The organism is Bradyrhizobium sp. CCGUVB23 (genome assembly GCF_024199885.1).
Classification (GTDB): Bacteria; Pseudomonadota; Alphaproteobacteria; order Rhizobiales; family Xanthobacteraceae; genus Bradyrhizobium.
In genome coordinates, this window is the sequence record NZ_JANADQ010000001.1 from 8,763,236 (window position 1) to 8,789,034 (window position 25,799).

The 25,799-nt window shown below is 63.9% G+C and carries 26 protein-coding genes, 1 tRNA gene and 1 pseudogene; 9 read left to right on the top strand and 19 right to left on the bottom strand.

All coding sequences use genetic code 11. The features are described from left to right. Positions 1 to 28: 28 nt before the first annotated feature. From fdh3B to NLN62_RS41025, 9 genes are all read right to left on the bottom strand, one after another. Positions 29 to 625: a formate dehydrogenase FDH3 subunit beta gene (fdh3B, locus tag NLN62_RS40985; protein WP_027523307.1), complete on the bottom strand. Its 597-nt coding sequence runs from the start codon at positions 623 to 625 to the stop codon at positions 29 to 31. A 12-nt stretch (positions 626 to 637) separates the two neighbouring features. Continuing rightward, positions 638 to 3,580: a formate dehydrogenase subunit alpha gene (locus tag NLN62_RS40990; protein WP_254112419.1), complete on the bottom strand. Its 2,943-nt coding sequence runs from the start codon at positions 3,578 to 3,580 to the stop codon at positions 638 to 640. A 2-nt stretch (positions 3,581 to 3,582) separates the two neighbouring features. Continuing rightward, positions 3,583 to 3,801 (bottom strand): twin-arginine translocation signal domain-containing protein, encoded by a 219-nt coding sequence (locus NLN62_RS40995; protein ID WP_027523309.1) that lies wholly within the window; start codon positions 3,799 to 3,801, stop codon positions 3,583 to 3,585. A 29-nt stretch (positions 3,802 to 3,830) separates the two neighbouring features. Then, positions 3,831 to 4,610, bottom strand: coding sequence for a molecular chaperone TorD family protein (locus tag NLN62_RS41000; RefSeq protein WP_254112420.1), 780 nt, complete (start codon positions 4,608 to 4,610; stop codon positions 3,831 to 3,833). Between the two features lie 121 nt (positions 4,611 to 4,731). Further along, positions 4,732 to 5,358: a DUF3306 domain-containing protein gene (locus tag NLN62_RS41005; RefSeq protein WP_254113835.1), complete on the bottom strand. Its 627-nt coding sequence runs from the start codon at positions 5,356 to 5,358 to the stop codon at positions 4,732 to 4,734. Between the two features lie 29 nt (positions 5,359 to 5,387). Continuing rightward, on the bottom strand, positions 5,388 to 5,903 hold the full coding sequence (locus NLN62_RS41010) for a DUF3305 domain-containing protein (protein WP_254112421.1): 516 nt from the start codon (positions 5,901 to 5,903) through the stop codon (positions 5,388 to 5,390). After that, positions 5,900 to 6,907 carry a DUF6352 family protein gene (locus tag NLN62_RS41015; RefSeq protein WP_254112422.1) on the bottom strand — a complete coding sequence of 336 codons (1,008 nt, stop codon included), beginning with the start codon at positions 6,905 to 6,907 and terminating at the stop codon, positions 5,900 to 5,902. Before NLN62_RS41015 ends, NLN62_RS41010 begins: the two co-directional genes overlap by 4 nt. Further along, on the bottom strand, positions 6,904 to 7,443 hold the full coding sequence (locus NLN62_RS41020; protein WP_254113836.1) for a DUF6505 family protein: 540 nt from the start codon (positions 7,441 to 7,443) through the stop codon (positions 6,904 to 6,906). The genes NLN62_RS41015 and NLN62_RS41020 overlap by 4 nt, the downstream gene beginning before the upstream one ends. An 8-nt stretch (positions 7,444 to 7,451) precedes the next feature. Continuing rightward, positions 7,452 to 8,207, bottom strand: a complete 756-nt coding sequence (locus tag NLN62_RS41025; RefSeq protein WP_254112423.1) for a biotin/lipoate--protein ligase family protein — start codon at positions 8,205 to 8,207, stop codon at positions 7,452 to 7,454. Positions 8,208 to 8,356: 149 nt separating this feature from the next. On the opposite strand from NLN62_RS41025, the gene NLN62_RS41030 reads away from it, so the two are divergent. Continuing rightward, positions 8,357 to 10,327: a 4Fe-4S binding protein gene (locus NLN62_RS41030; protein ID WP_254112424.1), complete on the top strand. Its 1,971-nt coding sequence runs from the start codon at positions 8,357 to 8,359 to the stop codon at positions 10,325 to 10,327. A gap of 300 nt (positions 10,328 to 10,627) precedes the next feature. Here the strand turns inward: NLN62_RS41030 and NLN62_RS41035 are convergent, their stop codons facing one another. Beyond that, positions 10,628 to 11,908 (bottom strand): c-type cytochrome, encoded by a 1,281-nt coding sequence (locus NLN62_RS41035; RefSeq protein WP_254112425.1) that lies wholly within the window; start codon positions 11,906 to 11,908, stop codon positions 10,628 to 10,630. Between the two features lie 568 nt (positions 11,909 to 12,476). Further along, positions 12,477 to 12,671 (bottom strand): hypothetical protein, encoded by a 195-nt coding sequence (locus NLN62_RS41040; RefSeq protein WP_254112426.1) that lies wholly within the window; start codon positions 12,669 to 12,671, stop codon positions 12,477 to 12,479. Positions 12,672 to 13,284: 613 nt separating this feature from the next. Here NLN62_RS41040 and NLN62_RS41045 point away from each other — a divergent pair. The 5 genes and pseudogenes from NLN62_RS41045 to NLN62_RS53745 all read left to right on the top strand — a co-directional run bounded on the left by NLN62_RS41045 (position 13,285) and on the right by NLN62_RS53745 (position 17,185). After that, on the top strand, positions 13,285 to 13,602 hold the full coding sequence (locus NLN62_RS41045) for a hypothetical protein (RefSeq protein ID WP_254112427.1): 318 nt from the start codon (positions 13,285 to 13,287) through the stop codon (positions 13,600 to 13,602). A 302-nt stretch (positions 13,603 to 13,904) separates the two neighbouring features. Next, positions 13,905 to 14,387 carry a hypothetical protein gene (locus NLN62_RS41050; RefSeq protein ID WP_254112428.1) on the top strand — a complete coding sequence of 161 codons (483 nt, stop codon included), beginning with the start codon at positions 13,905 to 13,907 and terminating at the stop codon, positions 14,385 to 14,387. A gap of 528 nt (positions 14,388 to 14,915) precedes the next feature. Continuing rightward, positions 14,916 to 15,083, top strand: a pseudogene (locus tag NLN62_RS41055) (DNA ligase); the annotation flags it as partial. A gap of 1,471 nt (positions 15,084 to 16,554) precedes the next feature. Then, positions 16,555 to 16,755: a recombinase family protein gene (locus NLN62_RS41060; protein WP_245288026.1), complete on the top strand. Its 201-nt coding sequence runs from the start codon at positions 16,555 to 16,557 to the stop codon at positions 16,753 to 16,755. Positions 16,756 to 17,116: 361 nt separating this feature from the next. Beyond that, a complete protein-coding gene (locus NLN62_RS53745) occupies positions 17,117 to 17,185 on the top strand; it encodes a hypothetical protein (protein ID WP_371260490.1) in 69 nt (22 codons plus the stop codon). Between the two features lie 221 nt (positions 17,186 to 17,406). Here NLN62_RS53745 and NLN62_RS41065 read toward each other — a convergent pair whose 3' ends face one another. Then, positions 17,407 to 17,649, bottom strand: coding sequence for a hypothetical protein (locus NLN62_RS41065; RefSeq protein WP_156944328.1), 243 nt, complete (start codon positions 17,647 to 17,649; stop codon positions 17,407 to 17,409). Positions 17,650 to 17,912: 263 nt separating this feature from the next. Here NLN62_RS41065 and NLN62_RS41070 point away from each other — a divergent pair, with 263 nt between their 5' ends. The 3 genes from NLN62_RS41070 to NLN62_RS41080 all read left to right on the top strand — a co-directional run bounded on the left by NLN62_RS41070 (position 17,913) and on the right by NLN62_RS41080 (position 18,982). Then, positions 17,913 to 18,122 (top strand): hypothetical protein, encoded by a 210-nt coding sequence (locus tag NLN62_RS41070; protein WP_254112429.1) that lies wholly within the window; start codon positions 17,913 to 17,915, stop codon positions 18,120 to 18,122. Positions 18,123 to 18,226: 104 nt separating this feature from the next. Beyond that, positions 18,227 to 18,454: a hypothetical protein gene (locus NLN62_RS41075; protein WP_027523325.1), complete on the top strand. Its 228-nt coding sequence runs from the start codon at positions 18,227 to 18,229 to the stop codon at positions 18,452 to 18,454. A gap of 342 nt (positions 18,455 to 18,796) precedes the next feature. Then, entirely contained in the window at positions 18,797 to 18,982 is a 186-nt protein-coding gene (locus NLN62_RS41080; RefSeq protein WP_254112430.1) for a hypothetical protein, read from the top strand. A 70-nt stretch (positions 18,983 to 19,052) separates the two neighbouring features. Here the strand turns inward: NLN62_RS41080 and NLN62_RS41085 are convergent. The 7 genes from NLN62_RS41085 to NLN62_RS41115 all read right to left on the bottom strand — a co-directional run bounded on the left by NLN62_RS41085 (position 19,053) and on the right by NLN62_RS41115 (position 25,798). Continuing rightward, positions 19,053 to 19,142, bottom strand: a tRNA-Ser gene (locus tag NLN62_RS41085). 316 nt (positions 19,143 to 19,458) lie between these two features. Continuing rightward, positions 19,459 to 19,785, bottom strand: coding sequence for a hypothetical protein (locus tag NLN62_RS41090; protein WP_254113837.1), 327 nt, complete (start codon positions 19,783 to 19,785; stop codon positions 19,459 to 19,461). A 242-nt stretch (positions 19,786 to 20,027) separates the two neighbouring features. Then, positions 20,028 to 21,878 (bottom strand): dihydroxy-acid dehydratase, encoded by a 1,851-nt coding sequence (ilvD, locus tag NLN62_RS41095; RefSeq protein WP_027523356.1) that lies wholly within the window; start codon positions 21,876 to 21,878, stop codon positions 20,028 to 20,030. 161 nt (positions 21,879 to 22,039) lie between these two features. Next, positions 22,040 to 22,900, bottom strand: coding sequence for an ABC transporter permease (locus tag NLN62_RS41100; RefSeq protein WP_254112431.1), 861 nt, complete (start codon positions 22,898 to 22,900; stop codon positions 22,040 to 22,042). Continuing rightward, on the bottom strand, positions 22,897 to 23,826 hold the full coding sequence (locus NLN62_RS41105) for an ABC transporter permease (protein ID WP_254112432.1): 930 nt from the start codon (positions 23,824 to 23,826) through the stop codon (positions 22,897 to 22,899). Before NLN62_RS41105 ends, NLN62_RS41100 begins: the two co-directional genes overlap by 4 nt. Continuing rightward, positions 23,826 to 24,818, bottom strand: a complete 993-nt coding sequence (locus tag NLN62_RS41110; RefSeq protein WP_254112433.1) for an ABC transporter ATP-binding protein — start codon at positions 24,816 to 24,818, stop codon at positions 23,826 to 23,828. Before NLN62_RS41110 ends, NLN62_RS41105 begins: the two co-directional genes overlap by 1 nt. Next, positions 24,815 to 25,798: an ABC transporter ATP-binding protein gene (locus NLN62_RS41115; RefSeq protein WP_254112434.1), complete on the bottom strand. Its 984-nt coding sequence runs from the start codon at positions 25,796 to 25,798 to the stop codon at positions 24,815 to 24,817. The genes NLN62_RS41110 and NLN62_RS41115 overlap by 4 nt, the downstream gene beginning before the upstream one ends. Position 25,799 lies beyond the last annotated feature (1 nt).

Consider the following 25,799-nt stretch of genomic DNA (forward strand, 5'->3'; position numbering starts at 1 on the left):
ATTTGTACCGCGTCGCCCGCGGCCTGCATCAGGACTCGATCGTCTCGCGATAGGCAGTCTTCCAACCCCACGCGCCTGAGCCGTAACCGCGCTTCAGCACCCGCTCCTTATAGATCTGGGCGATGATCTCGCCGTCGCCGGCGAGCAGCGACTTGGTCGAGCACATCTCGGCGCACAGCGGCAGCTTGCCTTCGGCGAGACGGTTCGCACCGTATTTCTCGTATTCCTCCTTGCTGCCATCAGCCTCGGGGCCGCCGGCGCAATAGGTGCATTTGTCCATCTTGCCGCGCGAGCCGAAATTGCCGATCTTCGGATATTGCGGCGCGCCAAACGGACAGGCGTAGAAGCAGTAGCCGCAGCCGATGCAGAGATCCTTGGAGTGCAGAACCACGCCGTCGGCGGTGGTGTAGAAACAGTTCACCGGACACACTGCCGCACAAGGCGCATCCGTGCAGTGCATACAGGCCATCGAGACCGACCGTTCGCCCGGCTTGCCGTCGGCGATGGTAACGACCCGACGCCGGTTGATGCCCCACGGCACCTCGTGCTCGTTCTTGCAGGCCGTCACGCAGGCGTTGCACTCGATGCAACGGTCGGCGTCGCAGAGAAATTTCATACGTGCCATCGTCGTTGCTCCCTAAGCCGCCGCGATCTGGCAGAGTGTGACCTTGGGCTCCTGCATGCCCGTCGCGGGGTCGTATCCGTAGGTGGTAATCGTGTTGGCGCTTTCGCCGAGCACGATCGGGTCGGTGCCCTTCGGGTAGTTGCCGCGAAGATCCTTGCCCGCAAACCAGCCACCGAAGTGGAAGGGCATCCAGGCAACGCCCTTTCCGACACGCTCGGTGACGAGCGCTTTCATCCTCGCTCTGGAATTGTTCTCGGCGCCTGTGACCCAGACCCAGCCGCCGTCCTTGATGCCGCGATCGGCGGCATCGCCAGGATTGATCTCGATGAACATGTCCTGCTGCAATTCGGCCAGCCAGGGGTTGGTGCGGGTCTCCTCACCGCCGCCCTCATATTCGACCAGACGGCCTGACGACAGGATGAGCGGGAACTGTTTTGCGATTCCCTTCTCCACCGCCGCCTTCTGCACGGAGAACCCGATATTGGGCATGCGAAACTGCTTGGCGTCGGGCAGCGTCGGATATTTGGCGACGAGGTCGACGCGCGGCGTGTAGATCGGCTCGCGGTGAACAGGAATCGGATCGGGCAGACCGAAGGCATTCATGCGCGCCTTGCCGTTGCCATAGGGAACACAGCCATGTGCCAGCGCAACGCGCTGGATGCCGCCCGACAGATCGAGCGCCCAGGACACCGTGTCCGGATTGGCCGGATTGATCTTGTTGATCACGGCCATTTCCGCTTCGGTGAGGTCTGTGTCCCAGCCGAGCTTCTTCAGGCTCGCCAGGGTGAATTCCGGATATCCGTCCTGGATACCTGATCCCAGCGAGTACGAGCCGTCCGCGAGCAGGCTGACTTTCCGCGTCGTGCCGTCCGGCAACTTCTCCTCGCGCTCGATGCCGAACCGCGGCCGGAACGTGCCGCCGCCGTCCATCACGTGCAGATTGGTATTGTAGAGCAGCGGCGTACCGGGATGCTTGACCTCCGGTGACCCCCAGCACGGCCAGGGCAGGCCGTAATAATCGCCGCCGACCTCGGGATCGTCCTTGGGCGCCCGCATGGTCAGCATGTCGAACTTCGCCTGGTTCTTCATGTGCGCCTTGAGGCGCTCGGGCGATTGGCCGCAATAGCCGGTCGACCAGCTGCCGCGGTTCATCTCGCGCAGGACATCCTCTGCTTCAGGAAGATTGTTCTCGACCTTGATTTTCTTGAACATCTGGTCGGCGAAGCCGAGCTTCTTCGCCATCCGGTAGATGACCTCGAGATCATCCTTCGATTCGAAGATCGGCTTCACGATCTGCTCGCCCCACTGCAGCGAGCGGTTGGAGGCGACTCGCGACCCCTTGCACTCGAATTGCGTGGCAACCGGCAGAATGTAGATGCCATCCCTGCGTCCCGCTTCGACTGCGAGCGAGGCCCAGGTCGTCGGATGCGGATCGGCGATGACGAGCAGTTCGAGCGCCTTCAGGCCCTTGAGGGATTCAGGAATACGCGTGATGCTGTTGGAGGCGTGTCCCTGCACGAACACCGCCTTCACGTTATCCTTCTGCGCGACCTGATCCTTCGGCAGCGTCACCGCCTCGAACCAGCGGGTCAGCGGGATACCGGGGGTTTCCATGATCTGTTTGGAGTCGAAACGCGACTTCAGGAAGTCGTAGTCGACTTCCCAAACCCGCGACCAGTGCTTCCAGGCGCCCTCGGCGAGGCCGTAGTAGAACGGTAGCGTGACGATATCGAGCCCGACATCGGTTGCGCCCTGCACGTTGTCATGGCCACGGAAGATGTTGGCGCCGGCGCCGGCCTTGCCGACATTGCCGGTCATCAAGAGCGCGATGCAACTCGCCCGTACGTTCGCGGTGCCGACGGTCTTCTGGGTCTGGCCCATGGCCCAGATCAGCGTCGCCGGCTTCTCGGTGGCGAACATCTTGGCGACGCGCTTGAGCTGCTCGCCGGGAATACCGGTGACACGCTCGACCTCATCCGGAGGCCACTTCTCAACTTCCTTCTTGAGGTCGTCGAAACCGTAGACGCGCTGCCGGATGAATTCCTTCTCCTCCCAGCCGTTCTGGAGGATATGCCACATCATGCCGTAGAGCACGGGGATGTCAGTGCCTGGCCGCATCCGAACATATTCCGTCGCATGTGCGGCCGTGCGCGTCAGGCGCGGGTCGATGACGACAAAGTTGGCCTTTTGCAGCTCCTTGCCTTCGAGAAGATGTTGCAAGGAGACCGGATGCGCCTCGGCCGGATTGCCGCCCAAGATGACCTGTGTCTTCGCATTGCGGATATCATTGTAGCTGTTGGTCATCGCGCCGTAACCCCAGGTGTTGGCGACGCCGGTGACGGTCGTTGAATGGCAGATGCGGGCCTGGTGATCGGTGTTGTTGGTGCCCCAGAACGCACCTAACTTGCGGAACAGGTAGGCGCCCTCGTTGGTCATCTTGGCCGAGCCAAGCCAATAGACGGAATCGGGACCCGACTTCTCGCGTACAGTTTGAAGCTTGTCCCCGATCTCGTTGATCGCGGTATCCCAGGACACGCGGGTCCACTGCCCGTCGACCAGCTTCATCGGATAGCGTAGCCGCCGCTCGCTATGCACGAGTTCGCGCACGGAAGCGCCCTTGGCGCAGTGCGAGCCGCGATTGATCGGGGAATCCCAGCTCGGCTCCTGGCCGATCCACACCCCATTCAAGACCTCCGCCGTGACCGTGCACCCGACCGAGCAATGCGTGCAGATGCTCTTGCGAACGGTTGCGCCTGTGGTGAGCGGACCAGCCATCGCCGCTTCCGCCTTGCGCACGCTGCCGACCGGCATGGTCCCGAGCGCGGCGAGCGCGCCGCCGGCAAGACCGGATTTGCGCAAGAAACTGCGGCGGTCGAGACCGCCGGCCTGACCTGCAAGGGACTCCGCGACGGAGCCGTGACGCTGGGAATGCTGGTGTGTTCGCTTGATCAGCACGGTCAGCCTCCCTTAGCCGGATAACGATTGACGCGGTAAAAGGCCTTGACGTGATCCGATTCCTTGTAGCGCGCCTTGCGCTTCTCATCGTTGGTCTCACTGTCGGCCTCGGCGGACCCGACCAGCGGTGTCGCGAGCGTCGCGCCGGCACCGACCGTGCCGATGCCGACCTTGCGCAGGAAGTCGCGGCGACCGGCTGTGGTTTTCCTGTCTCCACTCATCGCATCTCTCCTGGACCAGCGCGTGCTGGTCAGTTGGCGAACGTGAACGCTTCCGTCTCGATCTCAATAAAGGCGCGACCGAGCGCGCCGACCGCACGATAGAAGGTGGCGTTCTCAGCGCTCTCGATGTCGGCGAACAGCCGCTCCATCCAGGGCGCGATGTGTTTCTCGAAGAAGGCGCGCTGCACGTCGGACGATGCGGCAAAGCGTCTTGAAGCAAAGCCGGCCATGATCTCGCACAGGATCGAGGCGTGGTCTTCCGGCTCCGAATTGCCCGCGACGCGCGCGATCCCGAGCGCTGCGAGATCGGAGCGCAGGCGTGAGAGCGCCCGCTCGTTGAGAAAGCCGGTCAGGTAGTAGGAGGCATATGGCAAAAGTTCGCCGCGGCCGAGACCGACGAACAGGTCGAAATATTCGCGTTCGACCTTCGCTGCGACAGCACCGACAGCGGCTTCTGCCAGCGCAGCATGCGCCCGCCCGAGCGGCGTAGCGTCGCCCGTCAATGCCGCCAATTGATCAAGCAGCTTTTTTGACGGCGCTGCCGATAGAAGCGAAGCCAGCAGCAGATATTCCTGCGCACGCGCCGCGTCGACGGGATCAATCGGGTCTTCGGACACAGGCGGCTCGCTGTAAAGATCGGGCCGCAATTCGTTGCGCGATACGCCGGTTGCAGCTTCGACAGCCATCACCCGTTGTGCGGGCACCTTGTTCCAGTTTGAAACGGAGGGCTGGCTAATGCCGATTTTGCGCGCAAGCTGGGCAACGCCGCCGGCGGCGTCAATGGCGCGATCGAGGCCATCATCACGCACGTGGACCTCCATCCAAGTCCCAGGTGCTTGATTTCGCTTTTGTTGCAAAGCGCTAGGCGTATTGTAGTTCCAATGCCGCGGAGGCTCCATAGCCTGAGGCTATTTTCTTTCGTTGGAGCCACTAGCGCGGCAGCGCGCCGCCATGCGTGCGGCGCGGAATGGGCTCGCGTTCGCTCTCAGTGCTATCAGCCACCGCCGGTTGCGTTGCAGCAGGAACGGAGGCGATTTCAGTCGTCGCGGATTCCGCGGCGATGACCTCGACCCTTGAAGTTGCGGCCTGGCGCAATTCTCGCGAAGAATCCGTGGCTTCAACCGTAGTCTCAAGCTGAGCCTCGGCCGACTTGCAAAAGCCTCCGACGATCCGGTCAACCAGCGCAGACAGCTCTCCCTCAGAACAATCCAGCGGGCCAAAACCCGGCATCGCTGAGGGATCGTTGAAGTCCCAGGCGTTCTCCGCGAGCCCGACGAAGTCGCGAATGGCTGGATCGGCGCTCCAGGCGCGACGAAGCGCCGCACGGGTCAGCTCCTGCGGAATCCCTTTGCGCAGGAATGCCTTGATGTCTGTCGCGGACGTGATCGAGTCGATCAAAGGCAGGCTCGACAGGTCAACTTCCGCCTCGTCGTCCTTGACGACGGGCTTTGGTGCAGAATGCACGTCGTCGTGCATTGCCGCGGCAGGCGGCGTGGCGTTCGCCTTTGCCTCCTGCTTGCGACGGGACCAGCGCGCCAGGAATTTATCCTCACCCAGCTTGTCCTCACTCACTCGACTTGCCTCGCTCATTCCTGGCCGCCTTCATGCCGGCGGCGGGCCAGCGCCTCCGGATCCGCCTGACGCCGCTTGCGCTTGAAGAACTCACGTTCGACGTGGTGCTCGGCAACAAAACTTTCAATCGCCAAGCGCAGCACCTCCGGCATCGGCACCGCCTCGACGAGGTTGGCACCGGCCTCGGTGAACGCCTCGCCCTCCGCAGGATCGGCGGTGACGGCCGCCACCGAATAGGGCCAGGCGCCTAACGCGGGCGACAGCACGGTCCAGATGCTCGGAGTGCCCGAGGCGAGATTGTCGCGATAGCGCGCAGTCTCGGACGGATAGAGATCAACCGTCGCGCTGCCCGCATAGAACAGGGTTTTGCCGTCCTCTTCGCGGAGCACTGTCCAGGGCTTCGTCTCGGGCTCATCCGGCAGCACGGCGACGCAGCGCCAGACGAAGTCGGCCCATGGCGAGTCCGCCTTGCGCCGTTCCACCACGATGCCGACGGGAAGGCGCAGGAGTGGCAGCGTAGCGGGGCTCACGTCACCATCTCCAGGCGTCTGATCGGCAGCCCCGTGAGCAGATTTTGCGGCTTCATCCGAAGCTTCTGGTCCGGCGTCATCGACAGGATGAGATGGACCGGCTCGCCCTGCACATCCTCCGTGACCGCGCTGCTGTCCGCAAACGTCAGGCAAAACAGCGCGAGCACGCGTCCGGCGCTGGGTTCGTCGAGCTGCTCGCCATGCCAGAGACGGTCGCCGAGACCCGTGGCGTCAGTGTCGAGCCCGACATACCAGCTGAGCTGCGCATCCTGCAGCTCGCGCAACGGCTCGATGGCGACGTCGACCGCTAGCAGATGGGAAATCCAGCGCGCCATCGCCTGCGCCAGCGCATGCGGGCCGCGGCCACCCGAGGTGAGATCGAACGCCATGTCGAAATGGTCGCTGCGCTGCCAATACGCGTCGGCATTCTCCTCGTTCAGCACGTCAAGCTGGGCGTCGGTTGCAGCCCCCAGCATCGACATCAGCGAGAGCACTGGTGTCGGACTCTGCCCACCGACCACCTCTTCGTCGCCGAGCAGCAAGGCCTGCTCATGCGGCAGGACGCGCTGCTGGCGGAAGAACAGTTCGGCGGCACGCGGTATGAACGGATCATCGCAGCCGTCCAGCGCGTTGCGCAGGATCACGTGCACGAGCTGATTGACGAACAGCGGCGGCAGATCGCTCGTCCGCGATCGGATGGTTGCAAGGTAGGCAGCCTCGAGCGTCGGATGCCGCAGCAGGAGATCGCGAAAGGCGAGCACGAACCGCCAGTTTTCGCGTGCGTCCTGATCGGCGATCGCAGCGATCTCGTCATTGCCTACCGGCTGGCGCGGACCAGCGAGCAGCTCGCGGTGCAGCCTTCTTTCGACCGGGCATGCATCGTCCGGCGGCATCAGCTCGGGACGGGCGAAATAGGCCTTGAGGAATTCATCCGTGACGCAGAGCCCGCCGCTCGCGTCGCGATCGAGCAGATGGTGGCCGCACGCGATCCAGAAATCCTTCATCGGCGCCGCGGCTCCTGGCCCAGATCGGCAAGGTGGAGATCGCTGCCTGGCTCGAGGTCGTCCTCCACCTCCATGAATGAGAATGCCTTGCCATGCCCCTGCCCTTCGCGCAGTTGCAGCCTGCGGAAGGCCTCGCGGACCTCGCCATCGCTCACCGAGCGGTGGACGGCGATGAGCGAGCTGACCGGATAGGCGCAGAGCGATTGCGCGAACGCGACTTCCTCCTCCGCAGCAGCTTTCGCAGTTGCAATGTCCGGCGCCCCGAAGCGTTCGACGAGTTGCCCGGCAAGCAGTTCGATCAACGCCCGGCAATCGTCCTGCGTCGCCGGGACGATCTGCACCAACGTCGACCATCCCCAGGATTGCACGCCGAGGAAGCCGCTGCGGAAGGCCGCGCGCGCCTTGCCGGCGAGCTTCGCCGGATCCTGGTCGAAGAAGCGGAAGGCGCCGGAGACGGCCCATTCGCCTGCTTCGGCCGCAACATCGAACACGAAGGTGTCGGAGGGATCGAGCGCGATGGTGCGCAAGAGTTTCACGGCCTTTGTCACGGCCTTGGCCCTCCGAGTTTCGGATCGAGCCAGGATGGCGCGGCGAGCGCGCTGACGAGTTCCCTCCGTTCAATCGTGTCAGTGCCGATGCGGCGTGTGAGGAGATCGCCGCGATCATCAGTCCGCAGGACGGTAGGCCGCTCGCGGCGCACTCGGCTGAGGTAGTCGCGCACGACACTGTCAAAGCCATCGACCTGCCAGCCGTCGATCGCCCGCATCAAGTGCCGCGCGAAGCTTTCCGTCACCTGCACGGCGCCCGCCTCGCCAAACCCCTCCTCGTCGAGCGCAGACGCCAGCGGGCGAACACCAACCCCCGGGTCGGTCATGGCGACCGTCCGGATCATGGCGCCAAACACGAGCCAGGCCGGCGGCTCGTCCTCGCGCGCGGACGACGGCCATCCCAACCGCCCACCACCGACCAAGCCGCCGTCAATCCGGAACGCGTCCGGCCAGTCGATCGCAATCGTCTTGTTCGGCGGTGCATAGGCGCGAAGCGCGTCCGTGAGCGCGACCATGCCGGCGTAGAAGGCGCGTCGCGCGGTGCTCAAGGGTTCGCCTGGCTCGAGCACCACGGCGAATTCGGCGAGATCGAACCGTCCGACATAGACCAGCGTGCCAGCGCCGCTCTTGGGTGCAATGCGGCAAGCGTGGGCAAAGGCGTCTCCGCTCTCGCGCAACCGGACGAGGGCGAATGGCGGCGGCAGATGAATCGGTTCCGCCAGGGAAACGTGGGTGGTAGGGGTCGACGGCAAGGCCGTCCTCCACTTTCCTTTTCTTCCCGATAGTGGAAATCTATACGAGGCAAGGGATCGGCGCGAGTCCGCTCCCTTGCCGCACTGACGGAGGGATTCACCTGGAGCAGCCAGCGAAGACCGTCCTCATCTGCTCGTGCGAAGACACGATGCGCCTCGACACGGCTGCGATCCGGCGTGGCTGCCCCAGCTGTGAGATCAGAAGCTTTCGTCATCTGTGCGGCACGGAGCTCGATCATTTCCGCAACGCCGCAACGGCCGAGGGTTCGCTGACGGTTGCCTGCACGCAGCAGGCGGCGCAGTTCACCGATGAGGCCGGCGAACGCCCTGACGGGATCACTTTCGTCAACATCCGCGAGACGGCGGGCTGGTCGCGCGACGGTGCGAACGCGGGTGCGAAGATGGCCGCGCTGCTTGCGGCGGCTGCGATTCCGAGACCGGACTATCTGCTCGTCACGCTGTCGAGCGACGGCATCATCCTGATCTACGGACGCGACGAGGCCGCAATCGAGGCCGGACGGCTGCTCGCGGACCATCTCGATGTCACGGTCATGCTCAAGGGGCCAACAGATATCGCCCCGCCTGCGGCGACGGACTTCCCGATCGTGAAGGGAACAATCCGCAACGCCAGGGGACATTTTGGCGCCTTCGAGCTCACGATCGACGACTACGCGCGGCCCCGACCGTCTTCGCGCGACCGCTTCGTGTTCGAAGCCGCGCGCAACGGGGCGACTTCGCGCTGCAATCTCGTGCTCGACCTCTCCGGCGAGATGCCGCTGTTTCCCGCGCACGATCTGCGCGACGGCTACCTGCGCGCTGATCCCAAGGACCCCGCCGCTGTGCTGCGCGCGGTACTTGCTGCGCGCGATCTCATCGGCAGTTTTGACAAACCCAGATATGTCGACTTCACGCCTGCCCTTTGCGCGCATTCGCGCTCGAAGCTGATCGGTTGCCATCGCTGCCTCGATCTGTGCCCGACCGGCGCGATCACGCCCGCCGGCGATCATGTCGCTGTCAACGCGGAAGTCTGCGCAGGCTGCGGGCAATGCGCTGCAGCCTGTCCGACGGGAGCTGCGTCCTACGCGCTGCCGCCCGCGGACACCCAGTTGCAGATCATGCGTGCCATGCTGCTCGCCTATCACGAGGCCGGCGGCGCGCAGCCGGTGCTGCTGCTGCATGACAGCCCACACGGCACGCCGCTGATCGACGCGCTCGCCCGTCACGGCGACGGGCTGCCGGCCAACGTGCTTCCCCTCGCCGTCAACGAGCTGACGCAGGTCGGGCTGGAAGCGGTCATCGGCGCGTTCGCCTACGGCGCGTCTGCCGTGCGCTTTCTGCTGCGCGCAAAACCGCGGCACGAGGTGACAGGGCTGTTGCAGACGATCGCCATGGCCGAGGCGATTCTGGCCGGGCTCGGATTCGAAGGGCAGCGCGCGGCCACCATCGAAACCGACGATCCTGACGTGCTCGGTGCGCAATTGAGCGCGATCGACATGCTTCCGGCGGTCGGGACGCCCGCAACCTTCAAGACTGTCGGAAAGCGGCGCGATCTCCTGCGATTTGGCCTCAGCGAATTGCACCGCCTGGCACCAAAGCCGATCGATGTGATCGCTTTGCCGCAAGGCGCACCGATTGGCGCGATCAGCGTCAATACGGATGGTTGCACGCTGTGCCTGTCCTGTGTTTCGGTCTGCCCGACCGGCGCTCTTCGCGACGATCCCGAGCGTCCTGCGCTCAAGTTCGTCGAAGATGCTTGCGTGCAATGCGGACTGTGCCAGAGCACCTGCCCTGAGAAGGTGATCATGCTCAAGCCGCAGATCGATTTCCGCGCGGCGCGCGCGTCTGCGGTCGTGATCAAGGAAGAAGAGCCAGCGCTGTGCATCCGCTGCGGCACGCCATTCGGCGTGAAAAGCACGATCGAGCGGATCGCGGCAAAGCTCGAGGGCCGGCATTGGATGTATCCCGCCGGCGACAAGAGGCTCGAGGCCTTGCGGATGTGCGCCGATTGTCGCGTCATTGTTATGAGCGAACAGCAATTCGATCCATTCCGGGGCGTTCCGGAACGCGCGCCGCCTCGGACGACGGATGACTATCTGCGCCAGCGCGAAAGCAAGGACTAGCCGCGTGCCTCGCTTCATGATGGTTCTGTTGACGTGCCTCATCGCCACGGTCCTTGCCGCTGGCGCGGCTGAGGCCGCCGCCTCACCAAGGCAGAAAAGGTAGCGCTCAAGCAGGCGGTCGTCGCCTGCAGGGCGGAGGCGAAGGGCAAGAAGATCAAGTGGCTGTCACGCCGCAAGTACGTCAACCGGTTGTCGTGGCGGCTCTGAAGGAACATCCAAGCATCGACGTCGCTCGCATGCTGAGGGAGCGCCCGAAGCTAACGAATATTCCCGTGGAGCAATGGCCGGGGTATTAGCGCCCTACTTCGACGTCGCACGCGCCAGAAAGTCCGCGAGTGCGCGGCGGTCTTCGGCCGAGCTGATGCGCTGTTCTGGCATCTTCGTGCCGGGCGTATAGGCGTTCGGCCCGATCTCGAACAGTTTTGACACGGTCTCTGGCGTCCAGACGATGTCCATCCTCTTGAGCGCGTCGGAGAAGCGGTAGCCCGGCAGCGAGGCGATCTTCCGGCCGTAGAGTCCGGCAAGCGTCGGGCCGGCGCGCTGCACCTCCGTCTCCGACAGCGTGTGGCAGGCGACGCAGGCCCGGAAGATTTCGGCGCCGTGATCGCCGGCATAGGTGGCGAGCGGGTCGGCTGGCGTGCCCGAGAGGTTGGAGCCGATGGCATCGCCGGTCCGTACATTCCATCGCCTGATCCTGCCATCGGCGCCGCCGGTCAGAAGCGTCGCGCCATCGGGCAGGAACGCAACCGACCAGACCGGCATGCCGGGCCCGGCGAGCGTGCGCAGCACGCTGCGCGCCTTGCGATCGACGATCGCCACGGTGCCGCCAATCCGGGCTGCGGCAATCAAGGTACCGTCAAGCGAGATCGCCAGGGCCACGATCGGCGTGGTGCCAGCAGCAACGTCACCGCTTTCCTTGCCATCTGAGGTCATCATGCGCAGCCTGCCGTCTGCTGCGCCCGTGACGATTTCGCCGTCCGGTGCGATCGCAACTGCGTTCAATGGCGCCGGCAAGGTCGCAATCTCGGATGTCCCATCCGCCAAATGCCAGACCCGCGCCGTAAGGTCGTAGCCGACACTCACGAGCGATTGTCCGCCTGGCGTAAAGGTAACGCCGTTGATGTTTTGCGAATGCCCCTCCAACACGCGCGACGTGCCATCCGACAGCGTCCAAAGCCGCACGGTATGGTCCCACGAGGCTGATGCGAGCTTCGATGCATCGGGCGAAACGGCGAGCCCGACAATGGGTCCCGTATGACCTTCGAAAACCCGGTCGGGCTGCGGCCGGCCTGGCGTCCAAATAGCAATCTGGCCGTCCGCACCAGCCGTTGCCACTCTTCCCTCTCCAAGGAAGGCAACCGCGTTCACCGCACCCGAATGGAAACGAAGGACCTGCTCGGCGGACTCGGTTGCGAGGGACCATCGGATCGCTGCAGTGTCGAAGCTACCCGACAAAACGGTCTTGCCATCGGCCGAGACGGCGATCGCCCGGACAGGCCCGCCGTGTCCCGCCAACTGGGCCTGCGCTGGTTGCAGCGCCGGGAGCAGCGATGCTGTCAGAAGCACGGTCGCGAGACGCAAGGTCCAATCCCTAGGTCGTCGGAGACGATCACAGCGAAACACCCGGCAGGCTTGGCTCCAGGAGAAACAACCACCCCTTTTGATCCAGCTCAACGAATGAAGCTCGTGTCCGGTTCCAGGGTGCGACAAGCGGCGCCTTGAATGGCGACCTGCGTGATCGCAGGCTTGCCAAAGGCCCCTCACCGATCGAGGCCGAACATGCAACTGCACCCGAAAGCATATCGGCAACTCATCTCGCGATTGTGGCACTTTCGCGCTTTGCTGCCCCGAAATCGCGATCCCGCCAACCAGGCCGCGTCGCCAGTGCTCATCTACATCGTCGCCGTGCTAGTGCTACTATTGGCTGTCCTTGAGATCGACCTCCACCGTGCGGCGCTTCAATCCTTGGGACTGCCCGGGGATCCTGTTGGGATCGACCCGATTTTCATGAGTCCATGAGACAACGATTGAGACGTTGCTGCTCTCGCGGGCGGACCAGCCGCCTCACTCACCGAGCTTTTCGATGGCATACGAGCCGCCCGACGCCTGCTCGAACCCCAGTTGGTTCGAGACGATGGCAGCATTCTCACTACCGCTGTGATTCCCTTGGAAACACCAGTGATCGATCTTCGAAATCTTCAACTGGTAGTTTGCTTTGTTGCGGCACCTTTTGCATCTCTGCTACCGATGTGTGACTCACCGACGGTGGATGTGCTCGCGGAATGCTCGTTGCGGCCAAGAAGAGCGCGAGGGCGGTCAGGCCTGAGATCATCAGGAACTTCATGCAAATCTCCGTTGAGACTGTCTCAGTCCTGCCTAGTGCAAGGCTCGGGGCCGCCGTGTGAAGTCCTTCACATCTCTCTTCTTCTTGATACCGCTGGAGTTGTTGCCCCAAGCTCCGGTCATCTGGTGCGCTGGCCCTGCCCTGCCGGCGTAGTCCGAAGCTCAGCCGCGCAGATTTGTAGCTCGTCACCGTAGCTAGTCACGCGGGTCTCGGGGGATTGTCGAAAATCGAAGACAGTTCAATATCTTGCTATTTCGGTTTGGAGGAGCGGTGAACAACATACTTGGCGGAAGGGGTGTCCTGTCAACCGGGCTGATATCGTTCGTCTTTTCTGCAAGCTTTGCACGCAATCTACGGTGCTAGCAACGGTGCGCACAGCGGCCTTACGACCGTAGTTTTTGGCTAGCCCTACAGTGCTCCTTCTCCTCCGGCGGCGGGCGATGCACCGCCGCGTGAAAAACGCGGGGTACGCGTGACCACTAGCTAGGTCGAGTTTGGCCGCAAATGCAAGACACGCTGACCTATAAGCCTCAGCAACGTCAAATTCCCGCCACTGTGCCAGCACTTCGCCGGGTTCATAGAATTGTCGCACACCTCAGCGCAGGGGGGGACAATGATCGAGGACAACAGCAATCGCCACAGTGGAGCTAATGGCTCCAAGCTTTCAAAAAACGTCCAATTGCACGTCATTCGCCTAACGCTTAATCAGCTTGACCAACAGTTAACAAGCATGCGGGAGAGCGACGGCGAGAGCGTTGTCGAGGATATCATAGACAAGAGCCGCACCAGCACGTTCATTAGAACGGTGGTAGAGCGCGAGCTAAAGCGACGGGACGAAGGAGATCAATTGTTTGCTCGCGTTGAGGGGGTGGTTAAAGCGCTTCGTACCGCAGACGAGGCAGCCTTGTCGTCGCCTCCAAAGGTAGGATAACGACCCTGATCCGGATGCTCGGAATAATCGTCCCGCCCATAGATATATCGGCTGCCCCCCGAAATGCCGGGCTGGCTGATGATTGCCGCAACGAAAAAAATGTCGCTCAGTTTCATGAAACACCACCTCAAAAGGTAGCAGCAAGAACATCCATCTTGCGACCGCCAGCCGCTTCGATCAGGAGACTACCGCAAACTTCGCCATGTAGTGCGCGAGATCACCAAAGCTGATCAAGCATGCTGCCACTGTGGCCGACATCAGCCACGCTATCGCGAAAGGCGTTGACCATGAGGGAGATCGTCATGGGTCTCAACAATACCGAGCGGCAGGCGCGATGGCGCACCAAACGGAAGGAGGAAATCGAACGACTGCGCAACGTCGTCGCCGAACAGTCCAAACAATTGGCCGAGGCGCGAAGAGAAATCGAGATTGCCGCCCTTCAGCAAGAGAACGCGACATTGAAGATTGCGCTTGTTGATGAGCGCAAACAGCATGCAGCAACCAAGGCCATGGCGGCCAAGCCCGCGCCGCCGCCAATTGATCCCGACGAGGTGGCCCGCCTCAAGGAGAGGAACCGCAAGCTGTGGCTCGCGCTACGGGAAGTGAATAAATGGTACGAGGGGGAAAGTTGCCGGAAGGGCATCATGACGTTCGCGACTTACGGCAAGCTCATGAAATGCTTGCATCCTGACAGCCAGCCGAGCGACGCGGAGAGAAGTGAGGCATGCGCGCTGCTCGGTCAATGGAAGCAGGACGGTGATAGAGCCCGACGCCGAGCCCACTAGCGGCCCGCGTCAATCCTGCGCCACTAACCTGCGGTCGTCGCCTCTCACCGAAATGCGAAAGCCGTACAATTCATCGAGCCAGACTTGCTCGACGGCCCCGGCTTTTCCCTCGGTCAGGACAACGCCAAATGACGCTCCGCGCGGACTGATGAAGTCTTCCCGAGAAAGTCAGTGACTGTTCCCTACATGCGCGTTGCCTAGCGCTCTCAAAGGGCGCCAACCCGCGCTGTTTGGGGAGACCGATATCCTGGCCAGCCGCTGTGATCGCGGCGGCGCTCGACGTTCATATCCGGTCATGGCTCTGCTCAAGGAGATCGAGAAGGCGCAGAAGCTGCTCTAGGCTAGGCGCCACGACAGGAGGCGGGACGCACCAAGGCCGACCTCCCGTTGCAACCCCGCTGGCGCAACAGCCGGGCCTCCAGTGCAGCGACCACGCGTCAGCGTGGTTTAAGCCCCCCTGACCCGCAGCAAATAGGCTGCATTGTTGCCTTTTTGGGAGCTAGATCGTGCTGTGAGGATGGCGCGTGCGTGGAGGCCGCGCGCAAGCTCCGCCAGAAGCAATTCGTGCTGGACGGCGAAGCGGTCGTGCTCGGCGTCGATGCTAGTCAGACTTCAACGCGCTTCACTCGCGCAAGCACGATCATGAGCTCGCAGTTCTGCGCCTTCGATATTCTTGCCGAAGGCGGTGACGATCTGCATCTGCCATGACTGTTGAAGCCGCGCTTGAAAACTTCTCCCGCGCATGGATTTTTCAATTGGCGACTCGACCAAATTCAACATGCACCCCCTCCACAATGGATTCCAGCCGCGCTGTGAAAAAATGAAAACTGGCAACCGGAGAACCTTCGGAGGTTGCGACCGAAGTCCCGGCGGACAGGCCGGGCCACTCGGCAATTTCGAGAGCTATTCGGTCTCACGCGGTCTGGCTGTCTGCACGCGGGTCTTTTTCACCACAGTGTTTTGCGTAGAGGGTCTTGAGTCCGGCTGGGGACTTGCCGCAACGGCGTAGAATTGAAATCAGGCTCCGCAAGTCAACCGTCAAGGAGGTCGAGGCCAGCGCCGCCGCGAGCAGCACTGGGGCTGCTTATCAGAGTCAGATGCCGCTAGCTCGCCGTTCTGCCGTCGCAGTTCCATCAACCAAGCCGCAGCAGTTTCCGTTGCCGCTGGTCCCGCGTTGACGAAACACGCAAACCCCTAAAAGTCACCGGCCCCGACGATATTGCACGTCGGGGCCCTTCAAGACCATCAGGTCGGTTACATCCGCCGTACCTTCCGATCCTTGATGTCGTCGATTACCACATGCCATCTAGTGTACGATGTGGCGTTGATGCGCCGTGACGCCGATCACATTCCGCTCGAAAGCGGCTCGCGGCCGAGGCGCAGCGCAACGGCATGACTTGGCGACCGAGCATGTTCGTCCCCGTTCTGCTCGGGGCCGGCTGGCAGATTGTGGTGAGCGGCGGCACCACGCACGTCCCGTGACTACAACCCGCGACCGCCTCGGCGTGCTTCAACGGCACGTGGTTCGCGCCCGGCGGTGGCGGGTTTCTCCTTTCACCCGCCACCGCCCCCTTTTTGACGTTTCGAGCACCGGGAATATCCAACCCGACGCCGCTCGAAGGGAGCCTCGCTGCTGACGTTGGATGTAAACGCAGCACGCGCGGCGACCTTTTACCCGTGAGGTGAATCCACAATGGACGCTTACATTCCTTGCGCCGACCGACTACCCACGACAGCAGCCTCGATCCCATCAACCGCTGACAGCGTTGCCGCGACGTCGTCATTGTCCTTGTCCTGGGCGTAGGGGCTCGACCCATAGCGCGTGGCGCTGAAACCCATCACCAACAGTCGGCTCCGGCCTCGACTTGCCGCAGTGCCGTGCATCACAGTTGAGGCGAGGCCGATATGTTGTCATCCGGCAGTTAGCGCACCGTAGCAGTTTACTGTTCGCGGTAAGCGCGGCGGGACAGGTGGCCTCCTCAGCGCCTGTCCCGCTGTCCCAACCCTCTTCGTCCGCGCGACCGTTGCCGGCCCCCATTGGCGATAGCTCGGCGTAGTCGCCCCACTTCGCGGGCCATACCGACCCCCCTGCCAACCGCGACCGGCGCCCGTTGAATTCACGGGCTTTTCGCGAGCATCAAAATGAAGCTCCACGTTGGAGCAGGCCATGAAGCATGTCGGCATTTATCTGCGTGTCAGCACTGACGGACAGACCACGGAGAACCAGCGCCGCGAGCTGGAGGCGGTCGCTGAGCGCTCGGGCTGGGTGATCGTCGGCCTCTACGAGGACGCCGACGTCAGCGGCTCGAACGGCCGCAACAAGCGTCCTGGCTTCGATCGGCTGCTGAAGGATGTCACCGCCCGCTAGATCAACATGATCGCGGCCTGGAGCGTTGATCGCCTCGGCCGCAGCTTGCAGGATCTGGTCGGCTTCCTGGGCGACCTCCAGGCCGCGAAGTAAGTGCGACCTGTACCTGCACCAGCAGGCGCCCGACACCACGACGCCCCCGGGGCGCACGATGTTCCAGATGTGCGGCGTGTTTGCCGAAGTCGAGAAGGCCATGTCGTCGAGCGCGTCAACGCCGGCCTCGCACGCGCCAAGGCAAACGGCGTGAAGCTAGGCCGTGACAGCCGCAAGGACGGCCACAGAAGCGCTGATGAGAAGCGCTGGGGGATGAAGGGTCGAGCTGGAAAGACGCATCAGGCGGCTGCGCAGCGAAGGCAAGGGCATTCCCACGATCGCCCGCACGATCGGCGTCGGCACCAGCACAGTGCAGCGCGCCCTGGAGGCGTCATGACTGACCGCCGGATCGATTCAAGAACTTCCGGCGCTGAAGGCGCGCTCATAAATCGAACCCACAGCCGTTTCTGAGTGGTACAGCGGTTGCGGCTTTATGGTGGCTACGAACGCCACGAAGCACAGCGCTAAGAGCGCGAAGGTCATGAGACTGAAAGTGTGGTTCAGGGCCACCTTCGCTCCATTAGTTCTAGGGCTGCATCATGCATGATCACGACTTGCCTAAACTACGGCTAGCCGGCTGATAAAGCCGGAGTTCTGCTGACCACCGAGCAGATTGAAGGCGGTGGCGTTAGCGCCGACAGCCACAGCAATCTGCACGGCAATGTTTTCCTGTATGAAGATATTGCCGAAATTGACGATATTGCCGAGTTTGCCGAAGAGCCCGTCGAGCCCGTCGTGACAACAACACCCTCCACTCACGGCGTCGAGTTCGGTATCGATCAGTTCACGCATTTCACTCATGAATTCCCTCCTCGGGGGGTGCATGTGAACAACATCTGGCTCAAACCAAGCCGGCGCCTCACCGTGTTTGTACCGGAGGCTGGTTTTTCCATCTGTGAGATAAATCACGTGGCGCCCTACAGCGGCTCTCGGACGTCAAGCTGATCCCGGATCATTCGAAGACGCGCCTGTGGGCGACTTGGCCGACCAGGGTGCTCGCGCCTAACGCGGATTGATCCAGTCCCTCTCGCGCCGCCGGCAGTGGGGGTGCCGGAGGGCGCGCCATGAGCCGACACTCCGACGGATTTAAATGCCGCCCACGCCACCGCGGACTCGTGGAACTGCCCGACGGTCTCGTTCACGGTCGCGCCAACGGCGTCGAGTTCTGCAGGCCGCCCACAGCGCGCGACCAGCGCAAGCTGGCGCCGCCGCGGGAAACCACCATCATCGTTCCGAAGCCGCTGCGGCGAAGGCGGCATGTGGACCTTGGCTGACGCGCGATCGAATGCACGAAAGTGGTGCATGTTTCCGCATGCATTTTTGACCTCCGTCTGACGCCGAGAAATGCTCGATCGCCGTTCACCGGGAAAGCATGCCAATGACCAACATAACCCCTCTGCGGGACTACCTGCAGCACGAACCGCCGCTACGGGTCGACGAGATCGAGGTCGAATACGTCGGCGGCAACGTCTTAGTCACCTTCAACCCATCCAGTAAGCCGGTGCGCATCTCGATGTCGACCGGCGTCTGCACGAAGATGATGACCACGGCGACCGAGGCGATGAACGCGAACCTCTCCGCCGTGTTGAGCGATATCCGCGGCTGACGCCACCGCGCACTGACTTCGAGAGTTGATCTTCACAGTGGTGCCAACCCATCGCTCTGCCTCGGGGACGCCCAGGAATAGGTCGGCCTTCCACAAGCCGCTGATCGAGGTGGGAAGGCTGGTTGATCGCCTCCGGAATGCTCTCGCTAGCTCGCTGAGGTGTCGTTTGATTTTCGGTGGCTGGTCCTGCACTCCAGAGAGCACACGACTGTCGTCGGTGAACTCCTGGTGCACAGTATCAATCAGCTGCTGCCGGCCAGATTTCTCAATTCCGAAGAGGAGCGAGCGGGGATCACCTGAGATCTTGCACAGCTTTAGCGCGTCGGAGACCCTTTCGAGCACATGCGGATTTCCGGCGTTGAGCGCCTCATGCACAGCGTACTCGAAGCAGATGCCGCAATCACCGTCGCCCTGCCTCCTGGCTCGGGCCAGCATGAACAGCTTCAGATTCTGATAGTCGCCGACTTCCATGGCGACTTCGCGCGCCGGCCAGCGCTGGGCCGCCAATCGCTCATCGCGTCACCGTAGGACGGCGCATATGGGATCGAGTATGGGTAGACCATGACAATCTAAAATTCATTAATGATTTCAATGATGCTGGCGGAAGGGGTGGGATTCGAACCCACGGTACCCTTGCGGGCACGCCGGTTTTCAAGACCGGTGCCTTAAACCACTCGGCCACCCTTCCCTGACAGGAATTTCAGTCGCTTAACGCAGGCGCTCCGCAAAGGCAACGCGAACTTGGCCCAAGCCGGGCGGCAAGTGCCCTCGCCCATCGGAACCGCCTGTAAGGTCGCTGTCAGCTTGGCGCCTTAGCTTGCGAAGCTTGCAACGGCCCTCATCACGTGGCCGGACACACTCAAATCCCGACATCGGCGCCGCCGCCCAGGGCGTCGCCGGTTACGAGGCCCGGTTGGACTGGTCTCCAACTCCGGGCCTCGTTCGCTTCAAACGAAAGCGCGGCGCCAGGGCGCCGCGCTTTTTTGTCCGCAACTGATTCTGGTTCAGTAGCCGCCGCAGGATGCGCAGGGCGAGGCGACCGGGGCGTAATAAGAGTAGCCGGGCGAGACCATCTCGACGCGCTGGCGCGTCGCATATTGCGGCGGGATGCGCTCGTACTGCACGCCGGGCGGGGTGACCATCACGGTCTGCGGCACCATCACGGTGCGGTATTGCGCGGGGGTGCGATGGGCAACGACGGCGCCGGGCGAGATCATCACGGTCTCATCGACGGCGCGATATTGCGGCGCCACGTATTGCTGCTGGTAGCAGGTCGTGCACGGCGGCGGGGTGTAGCAACTGTAGCAGCCGGCGGACGCGGCGCCCGTCATGGCGATGACGGCGGTTGCGCTGGCGAAAACGACGGCAATGGTACGAGACATGGTGGTAGTGCCCCAACAAGCGAAATGATTTGGATCGATAAATCGGCGTGCAGCAGTATACGCCGCGAAATCCGCATTGATGAAAGTTCGTCGGGGCATCCTTAACGCGACCAGCCAATTCTGGCTGGCCGCTAACGCTTCATTGACCAATCACGATCCGACCCGCGGATCGCAGCGCGCGATAGCGCCGCTCAGTTCGAGCGGCGCTTGACCTCGCGCACCGCGCCGCGCGCGGCGCTGGTGGTCAGTGCGGCATACGCTTGCAGCGCGGTCGAGACGTTGCGCTTGCGGTTCTGCGGCTGCCAGGCCGCATCGTCCCGCGCCTCCTCCGCTGCACGACGCTTGGCGAGCTCCTCGTCGGAGACGTCGAGCTGGATGCTGCGGTTGGGAATGTCGATCGCGATGCGGTCGCCGTCGCGCACGAGCCCGATGTTGCCGCCTTCGGCGGCCTCCGGCGACAGATGCCCGATCGAGAGCCCTGAGGACCCGCCGGAGAAACGGCCGTCGGTGACGAGCGCGCAGGCTTTGCCGAGGCCGACCGACTTCAGATAGCTGGTCGGATAGAGCATCTCCTGCATGCCGGGGCCGCCGCGCGGGCCTTCGTAGCGCACGACCACGACTTCGCCGGCAACGACCTTGCCGCCCAGAATGCCCTCGACTGCGGCGTCCTGGCTCTCGAACACGCGTGCGGGGCCAGAGAATTTCAGGATCGAAGCGTCGACGCCCGCGGTCTTCACGATGCAGCCGTCCTGCGCGAGGTTGCCGTAGAGCACGGCAAGGCCGCCGTCCTTGCTGAAGGCGTGCTCGAGATTTCGCACAACACCCTTCTCGCGGTCGAGATCGAGCTCGTCGTAGCGGCGCTCCTGGCTGAAGGCGACCTGGGTCGGGATGCCGCCGGGCGAGGCGCGATAGAAGGTGCGCACCGCCTCGCTCTTCGATCGCTTGACGTCCCAGCGCTCCAAGGCGTCGGCCATGGTCGGTGCGTGCACGGTCGAGACCTTTGTGTCGATCAGGCCGGCGCGATCGAGCTCGCCCAGGATGCCCATGATGCCGCCGGCGCGATGGACGTCCTCGACATGCACGTCGGCGACGGAAGGAGCGACCTTGCAGAGCACGGGCACGCGTCGCGACAGGCGGTCGATGTCGTGCATGGTGAACTCGACCTGCCCCTCATGGGCAGCCGCAAGCAGATGCAGCACGGTGTTGGTCGAGCCGCCCATCGCGATATCCAGCGTCATCGCGTTCTCGAACGCCTTGAAATTCGCGACGTTGCGCGGCAGCACGCTCGCGTCGTCCTGCTCATAATAGCGGCGCACGAGATCGACGATGGTGTGGCCGGCCTCGACGAACAGCCGCTTGCGGTCGGCATGGGTTGCGACCACCGAGCCGTTGCCGGGCAGCGCGAGGCCCAGCGCCTCGGTGAGGCAGTTCATCGAATTTGCCGTGAACATGCCCGAGCAGGAGCCGCAGGTCGGACACGCCGAGCGCTCGATCACCTTGACGTCGTCATCGCTGACCTTGGAATCGGCGGCGGCGACCATCGCATCGATCAGATCGACCGCATGGGTCTTGCCGTGCAGCTTGACCTTGCCGGCCTCCATCGGGCCGCCCGAGACGAACACCGCGGGGATGTTGAGCCGCAGCGCCGCCATCAGCATGCCAGGCGTGATCTTGTCGCAATTGGAGATGCAGACGAGGCCGTCGGCGCAATGGGCGTTGGCCATGTATTCGACGCTGTCGGCGATCAATTCGCGCGACGGCAGGCTGTAGAGCATGCCGTCATGGCCCATGGCGATGCCGTCGTCGACCGCGATGGTGTTGAATTCCTTGGCGACGCCGCCGGCCTGCTCAATCTCGCGGGCGACGAGCTGGCCGAGGTCCTTCAGGTGGACGTGGCCGGGCACGAACTGGGTGAAGGAGTTGACGACCGCGATGATCGGCTTGCCGAAATCCGCATCCTTCATGCCCGTCGCGCGCCAGAGGCCGCGCGCGCCCGCCATGTTGCGGCCGTGGGTGGTGGTGCGGGAGCGATAGGCTGGCATGGCGGTTTCCGTCCTGGTTGGGTGGGGCCAGGCGGGAAATTTTGAAGCCGCCTCAGGCCTTTCCGGCCGGATAGCGCACGGGGTCGGCTCGCGCAACGGGAACTTGGGCCGGACAGGGCTCCCCTGCCCCAGGCGCGGCCTCCTCGTAGCCCGCCTTGCCCCTATTGAAGGGTCGGATCGAGCCGGTCACGCAGCCAGTCCCCGATCACTGAGACCGCCAGCGTCGTCACGACGATGGTCGTGGCCGGCGCCAGCATGATCCAGGGCGCCCGGGTCAGGTACTCCCGCCCATAACCGACCATGTTGCCGAGGCTGGTCATCGGCGGCTGCACGCCAAGGCCGAGAAAGGACAGGCCCGATTCCATCAGGATCACCTCGGGGAAGACCAGCGTCGTCGAGACGATCAGGGTCGAGGCGATGTTGGGGAGAATGTGCCGCAGGTAAATCCGCGCCGGCGTCGCCCCTAACTGCCGGACGGCGGCCGCATAACCTTGCGCATTGGCCGAGATGGCAAGGCCCCGCGCGATGCGGGCATAGCGCTCCCAGCCGAACAGTCCCATCAAGCCGATCAGCAGCGGCAGCGAATTGCCGAAGAAGGCGAGCGCCGCGAGCGCCATGATCAGGAAGGGCATGCTGGCCTGGAAGTCGGTCAGCATCAGCACGAGTTGCTCGACCACGCCGCGGAAATGCGCTGCGAGGAAGCCGAGCGTGGTACCGACGACGGCCGAGATCGCGGTCGCACCGAACGCAATCAACAGCGAGATGCGGATCGATACGAGCAGACGCGAGAGCACGTCGCGCCCGAGCTCGTCGGTGCCGAGCCAGTGCGCGACATTGCCGGGTGCCGACAGGCGGTTGCGCAGGTCGAGCTGGGTGAAGCCGTAAGGCGCGATCTTCTCGGCGAAGGCTGCGATCAGCAGCACCACGACGATCCAGGTGATCGCGAGCGCGACCGAGACCGGAATGGCCGGCAGGCTGATGCGACGGCGGATGGCGGTGTCCTTGAGCGTCGCATCGGTCATGCAGGGGCTCCCTTCGCGCGCAAGCGCGGATCGAGGAAGCCGTAGAGGAAATCGACGATCAGGTTCGACGTGACCATCGTCATCGCGACGAGCAGCAGGATGCATTGCACGACGGCGAGGTCGCGGTTGGCAACCGCAACAACGAGCAGCCGCCCTACTCCCGGCCAGGCAAACACGCTCTCGACCACGACCGCGCCGGCGATCAGCGTTCCCACCATGAAGCCCAGAATGGTCACGGTCGGGATCGCCGCATTCGGCAACGCATGCGCGGTCACGACCTTGCGCCAAGGCACGCCCTTGGCGGAGGCGGTGCGGATATAGGGCTGGCCCAGCACCTCCAGCATCGCGCTGCGGGTGAAGCGCGCCAATACGGCCGCGCCGCCAAGGCCGAGGGTTGCGATCGGCAGGATCGCGTGGCGCCAGCTGTCCTGCCCGCCCGAAGGCAGCCACCCGAGCTGCACGGCGAAAACGAGCACGAGCAGCAGCGCCAGCACGAAGCTCGGCACCGTGAAGCCCGCAACCGCCGTGATCATCACTGCGCGGTCGATCGCCGAGCCGCGATTGAGCGCTGCGTAGATGCCGGCGGGAATACCGAGCGCCACCTTGAAGGCGAAGGCCGGCAGCGTCAGCGCGAGAGTTGCAGGGATCCGCTCCAGCACGAGCTGGATCGCGGGCCTTCCATCGCGCATCGAGCGGCCGAGCTCGCCCTTGGCGATGGCGCCGAAATAGTCGACGTACTGTATCCAGATGGGGTCATCGAGGCCCCAGGCCTTGCGGAAGGCAGCAAGGACCTCCGGCGGCGCTTCGGGCCCCAGGATCATCAACGAGGGATCGCCGGAGAGGCGCAAGACCACAAAGGCGAAGGTGACGACCAAAATGATCGTGAGCAGCGCGCGTCCGATCCGGATTGCAAAATAGCGGCCCATCACGCCGCATCCTGGCTCTGGGCCTGCGACCCGCTCACGAGATGGCAGGCGACCTGCCGGTCGCTCGCAATGGAAGACAGCGCCGGCAGCTCGGTCGCGCATCGCGAAATCGCGCGCGGACAGCGCGGATGGAAGGCGCAGCCGGAGGGGCGCGCGGCTGGGTTCGGCGGATCGCCCGAGAGCACGATGCGGCCCGCGCTGCGGCGGCCGGGCGCCGGCGAGGCCGAGACCAGCGCCTGCGTATAGGGATGCTCCGGACGTGCGAAGAGATCGTCGGCGCAGCCGGTTTCGACGATGCGGCCGAGATACATCACGGCAACGACATTGCTGATCTGCCTGACGACGCGCAGGTCGTGGCTGATGAACAGCATGGTCAGCGCAAGCTCGGCCTGGAGATCGGCGAGCAGGTTCACCACCTGCGCCTGGATCGAAACATCGAGCGCGCTGACCGGCTCGTCGCAGACCAGGAAATCAGGTTTTGTCGCCAGCGCTCGCGCCAGCACGATGCGCTGGCGCTGCCCACCCGACAATGCGCCCGGATAGCGCCGGCCGTGCTGTGGGTTGAGCTCGACGGACCTCAGCAGCTCCTGCACGCGCGCCTCGCGCTCGGCCCCAGTGCCGAGACCATGAACATCCAGCGGCTCGCGGATCTGGTCGGCGACGGGCAAGCGGCGGTCGAGCGCCCCCAGTGGATCCTGAAAGATCATCTGCATGCGCGCACGCTGCACGCGCCATTCTGGCGTCCCCGGCGCAGCCATCGACTTGCCGCCGAACCGCACCTCGCCGGCGTCAGGCGGCTCGAGCCCGAGCACGATGCGGCCCGTCGTCGACTTGCCGGAGCCGGACTCGCCGACGAGGCCAAGCGTCTCGCCCTTGCGGATGGAGAATGATACGCCGTCGAGCGCGTGTACCGCCAAGCTCCGACCGAACATGCCTGAACGCATGGTATAGGTGCGCGAAATCGCAGCGACCTCGACGAGCGGCGCGCTCATTCCGCGGCGATCCCGAGCGGCGCTCGGCGCGAGGCTTCGGCGCGGACGCAGGCGACAGTGCGCGCATCGCCGAGCGGCGCAAGGCTGGGCGCACTGATGCCGCACTGCTCGACTGCCAAGGCACAGCGCGGCGCAAACCCGCAGCCCGCCGGCATTTTCGACGGGGCGGGAACGGTCCCCGGAATGGCCGCCAGCCTGCGGCGCGGACCGTCCAGCGGCGGCAGCGCGCCGATCAGACCTTGCGCATAGGGGTGCCAGGGATCGTCGAACAGCGCCACCGCGGGCGCCTGCTCGACGATGCGGCCCGCATACATCACCGCGACACGGTCGCAATTCTCTGCGACGAGGCCGAGGTCGTGGCTGATCAGCACCATCGCCATGCCGAGTTCGCGGCGCACCGACGACAATAGCTCCAGGATCTGCGCCTGGATCGTCGCATCGAGCGCGGTGGTCGGCTCGTCCGCGATCAGCAGATCGGGGTTTCCGGCCAAAGCCATCGCGATCATGATGCGCTGGACCTGGCCGCCGGAGAATTCGTGCGGATAGGCCGAGAGCCGCCGCGCCGCGTCGGGAATGCCGACGAGGTCGAGCAGCCTTCGCGCTTCCGCTTTCAGCGCGTCGCCCGAGAGATCGCGATGCAGCGCCAGAGCTTCGCAAAGCTGCCTGCGGATGGTCAGTACCGGATTGAGCGCACTCGCCGGATCCTGGAAGATCATGGCGACGCGCCCGCCTCGCACCTGATCGAGCGTCGCGGCGGGCGCGCCGAGGATCTCACGCCCATCCAGCCGCACCGATCCCGAGACCCTCGCGTGACGCGGCAACAGGCCGAGCGCGGCCAGCCAGGTCACCGACTTGCCCGATCCGGACTCGCCGACGAGGCCGACGGCCTCGCCCTTGCGCACAGAGAGGTCGACGCCGTGCAGCACCGGCACGCCGTTGAAGACGACGCTTAAGGCCTCGATGCTGACCAGCGGCGACACG

What these genes read in the sequence shown, in the direction of transcription:
- fdh3B (WP_027523307.1), bottom strand. Translation starts at nt 625, where the DNA reads ATGGCACGTATGAAATTTCTCTGCGACGCCGACCGTTGCATCGAGTGC.
- NLN62_RS40995 (WP_027523309.1), bottom strand. Translation starts at nt 3,801, where the DNA reads ATGAGTGGAGACAGGAAAACCACAGCCGGTCGCCGCGACTTCCTGCGC.
- NLN62_RS41015 (WP_254112422.1), bottom strand. Translation starts at nt 6,907, where the DNA reads ATGAAGGATTTCTGGATCGCGTGCGGCCACCATCTGCTCGATCGCGAC.
- NLN62_RS41030 (WP_254112424.1), top strand. Translation starts at nt 8,357, where the DNA reads ATGCGCCTCGACACGGCTGCGATCCGGCGTGGCTGCCCCAGCTGTGAG.
- NLN62_RS41040 (WP_254112426.1), bottom strand. Translation starts at nt 12,671, where the DNA reads ATGAAGTTCCTGATGATCTCAGGCCTGACCGCCCTCGCGCTCTTCTTG.
- NLN62_RS41045 (WP_254112427.1), top strand. Translation starts at nt 13,285, where the DNA reads ATGATCGAGGACAACAGCAATCGCCACAGTGGAGCTAATGGCTCCAAG.
- NLN62_RS41050 (WP_254112428.1), top strand. Translation starts at nt 13,905, where the DNA reads ATGGGTCTCAACAATACCGAGCGGCAGGCGCGATGGCGCACCAAACGG.
- NLN62_RS41060 (WP_245288026.1), top strand. Translation starts at nt 16,555, where the DNA reads ATGAAGCATGTCGGCATTTATCTGCGTGTCAGCACTGACGGACAGACC.
- NLN62_RS41065 (WP_156944328.1), bottom strand. Translation starts at nt 17,649, where the DNA reads ATGAGTGAAATGCGTGAACTGATCGATACCGAACTCGACGCCGTGAGT.
- NLN62_RS41070 (WP_254112429.1), top strand. Translation starts at nt 17,913, where the DNA reads ATGAGCCGACACTCCGACGGATTTAAATGCCGCCCACGCCACCGCGGA.
- NLN62_RS41075 (WP_027523325.1), top strand. Translation starts at nt 18,227, where the DNA reads ATGACCAACATAACCCCTCTGCGGGACTACCTGCAGCACGAACCGCCG.
- NLN62_RS41080 (WP_254112430.1), top strand. Translation starts at nt 18,797, where the DNA reads ATGCGGATTTCCGGCGTTGAGCGCCTCATGCACAGCGTACTCGAAGCA.
- NLN62_RS41090 (WP_254113837.1), bottom strand. Translation starts at nt 19,785, where the DNA reads ATGACGGGCGCCGCGTCCGCCGGCTGCTACAGTTGCTACACCCCGCCG.
- ilvD (WP_027523356.1), bottom strand. Translation starts at nt 21,878, where the DNA reads ATGCCAGCCTATCGCTCCCGCACCACCACCCACGGCCGCAACATGGCG.
- NLN62_RS41100 (WP_254112431.1), bottom strand. Translation starts at nt 22,900, where the DNA reads ATGACCGATGCGACGCTCAAGGACACCGCCATCCGCCGTCGCATCAGC.
- NLN62_RS41105 (WP_254112432.1), bottom strand. Translation starts at nt 23,826, where the DNA reads ATGGGCCGCTATTTTGCAATCCGGATCGGACGCGCGCTGCTCACGATC.
- NLN62_RS41110 (WP_254112433.1), bottom strand. Translation starts at nt 24,818, where the DNA reads ATGAGCGCGCCGCTCGTCGAGGTCGCTGCGATTTCGCGCACCTATACC.